Genomic DNA, 3,242 nt, shown 5'->3' on the forward strand with positions numbered 1-3,242 from the left:
CTTTTTATATATACACTTAAATCTCTATTAACAAAAATAGATATAATATTTATATATAAATAAAAAACTAATAATGGCCAACATTGGAAAATAAATATTTGAACAAATTTTCTCCTAATTATTAATGCTAAACCGAACCAAACAAAAAACAAACCCCATCTAATATAATTTATAACGTAAGGCATTAAAAAGGTAAATATTCCATTGTTAAGCCAAGCTATTATAATTATTGCAAGAAATAAATGGAACATCTCAAAAGCTCTAGTTTTCTTATCAAATTGTCTAACTAAATTATTATACGTTTCCACTTAACTCCTCTCTTTCTTTTTTAGCTTTTAAAATAATTTTAATATAGAGAAGATTAATGTATTTAATCACACTCAATCTTTTGCAAAATTTCTTTCATGTCGCTATTTATATATGATTCATTAGATTCAACTTCTACTGAGTCACTCTTTTCAATTTTTATATTATCTACCAATAACTTTTGAATACCATGTTTTAAACCTTCTAAAATACTATCTTCGTTGTTATTTACTACAATTCCCCTTGGATATGAGTATAACATCTCTCTTGTTCCGCCAACATCTGTTGCGACAATTGTTTTACCTAAAATAACAGCTTCGTTTGTAACAAGACCCCAGGATTCAGTTCGAGATGGAACAACCACGATATCAGCATTTAAAAGATACGGATAAGGATTTGATTTCCTTCCTAATAGCTTTATTGAATCTTGTAATCCGTATTCCACAATCATAGATTTAATTACTTCTTCCATATCCCCATCTCCAATGAGATACCAAACAAAGTTTAAGTTTTCATCCAACAATTTTTTGCTAATATTTATTACACGATCTATTCCCTTTTCATATGCTATTCTTCCGACTGTAACTAACCGTAAATCATTTTCAATAAATCCTGTTGGTACTTCTAAAGACAATTTTTTTATTTTCTTAACATCTATCGGTAATCGAATTATTTCAACCGATATGTTCTTTTCCTTATAAAAACTTAAAAAACCAGATTTACATTCTTCTGAAACAGCAAAAATACTATCAAATTTAGTTAATATTTTATACGATAACTCATCTTTTAAATTAAATGTTTCCATAATGGTTTTATTATTATAAACTGTATGAAGCCATAGTATTTTCTTTTTACAACTTACTTGCCTATGAATCCAATTTAGATAAGAGGTAATAAGTGGTACATCGAAATAGAAAACTATAGAATAGTATTTTTCTAATTCCCCATATTTTTCTACTTTTCTTATCTTCAAATTTGCCCTTGAACTTTTGGTCTTATTAGACATTCGCTTAATCATTCTAAAGGGATGTTTTAAAAATTTTTTAGATCGTCCAATTTGGGTATCTATTTGTAACTTTCTATCAATTTTTCCTCCACAAACAACAGAAACTCCTTTAGGAATTTGATTCATCATATCTTCGTCATAAACTCCGGTAACAATCCACAATGTCACTTTAAATCCCATTTCAACAAGAAGATTTATCTGTGTTAATGCAGAGGTATTTGTCCCTCCAACAAGGAAATTATCATTGATGAAAAGTATATTTTTCAAAATTTAGACCTCATTTCAAATACCTATATCATTGATTAATATTATTTATTTTTTAGAGATTCCTCTTTTCAAGAACTCTATATAATAAATCTACTAATTTATTTGTTTGTGCACGTAAATTCTTATTTTTAATAAGAAATTGCCTTGCCCCTTTCCCCTTTATTTCCAACTCTTTAGGATTACGTTGCAATGTTTTTTCAAGAGCCTCTTTCCACCCAAGGACAGTTTCATTAGTTGTAATATAAACATGCTTAAAATATTCCTCATCCATTCCCTTTAGTTTTGTCATCAATACCGGGGTTCCTGATAGCATATATTCCATTGTTTTAGAAGGGAATGAATATTTAGTGTATTCATCACCGGAAAACCTTGGATTCACTAACAGTTGTGCACGTTTTTCATGTTCTACTACTTCTTCCCAACTCTTCATCCCAAAATACTTTATTCTTGAATCATTTTTAGCTTCACTAATTATTTCATTCGCTAAATCACCAGTCCCAAATAACCAAAGTTCTAATTCAGGATCTTTAATTTCTTTAAACGCATAAAGTAATTTATCAATCCCAAACTGTTTATGGAGTGTCCCAGCATACATAATCGCTTTTTCTCTTTTTAATGGCAATAAATCACTTGTACCATTTTCAATATCAGCAAAAGCTTCTATAATTTCATTTGGTTTATTTTTTGAATTTACAATTTCCCCTAAATACTTTGAGACGCACAAATATCCATCAAATTTATCATTTATAAATCTACTTAATTTTATATAAATAGGTATCAGATAACTTTTAATACCTGACTCTTTTGTGTATTTAAACATTAACTCCGGTAAATCATTGACAAATGTTACGGTTTTAAATCCAAATAATTTTGAAAGTAGAACTAATGGTAATGAAACAGGCATATACATTCCATATATTAATATTATTCGTTCTTTTTCCTTTTTATTTTTTAAATTCCATTTAATTACGGTTTGAACGGAGTCCATTAAATAACACACTTGTTTTAGACCTAACAAATTAATTGCCGGTAAATACGTAGTATATTTTCCATGAACTATTTTATCTTTTTTATTCTGTATAAAAAATTTTGTACTAATTGGATAATGTGCAATTGGTAAAACAGTTTTTATGTCTAAATCAACATCTGCTTCAATTAAACCTTTTAATAAAAGATTTTGAAATGATTGTGGAGCAGCTGAGGACTTGATTTTTGAGTTCTGATTGATCAAATGAAATGTTTCTGAACTACAAGCGGTTCCGAAATATAATATTTTCATAGATTACCTCCTCGTAGTTATTTTGATTTTAATAATGCAATTACTTTGCCAAAGCCGTTTGGTTCCATCTGCTTAGGCATATCACTTGGAGTATTATAGACTACTTCTCTACTAATAAATTGAAAAAGAATTTTAAATAGTTTATTAGATGAGTCATGTGAGAAAAAATATGCATTCTCATATCCCTTTAATATTTCTCTTGAAAATTGACAATCTGATGCTATTATTACTCCTTTGTGCATTTTAGCCTCCATCAAAGGTAGCCCAACAGTTTCGATAAAAGAGGGGAATATTAAAATAGAATTTGAATAATATTCAAAGACATCTTTTCTATCTAAAGTACCAACAAACTCAATTGGAAGAGAAAATTCACTTACTTCTTTA

General features: G+C 28.3%; 4 protein-coding genes. All 4 read right to left on the minus strand.

All coding sequences use genetic code 11. The features are described from left to right. The coding region (locus V7083_RS01535) for a hypothetical protein (RefSeq protein ID WP_335474630.1) at positions 1 to 308 on the minus strand (308 nt) is incomplete at its 3' end. A gap of 62 nt (positions 309 to 370) precedes the next feature. After that, positions 371 to 1,579, minus strand: a complete 1,209-nt coding sequence (locus tag V7083_RS01540; protein ID WP_335474632.1) for a glycosyltransferase — start codon at positions 1,577 to 1,579, stop codon at positions 371 to 373. A gap of 52 nt (positions 1,580 to 1,631) precedes the next feature. Continuing rightward, a complete protein-coding gene (locus V7083_RS01545) occupies positions 1,632 to 2,858 on the minus strand; it encodes a glycosyltransferase (RefSeq protein ID WP_335474634.1) in 1,227 nt (408 codons plus the stop codon). 17 nt (positions 2,859 to 2,875) lie between these two features. Beyond that, positions 2,876 to 3,242 (minus strand): glycosyltransferase (locus tag V7083_RS01550; protein WP_335474636.1); only part of this gene is annotated, 367 nt, incomplete at its 5' end.

It is taken from the genome of Bacillus sp. JJ1764, assembly GCF_036962145.1.
GTDB lineage: Bacteria > Bacillota > Bacilli > Bacillales > Cytobacillaceae > Neobacillus.

Coding starts and splice junctions, on each gene's coding strand:
- V7083_RS01545 (WP_335474634.1), bottom strand. CDS start 2,858: ATGAAAATATTATATTTCGGAACCGCTTGTAGTTCAGAAACATTTCAT.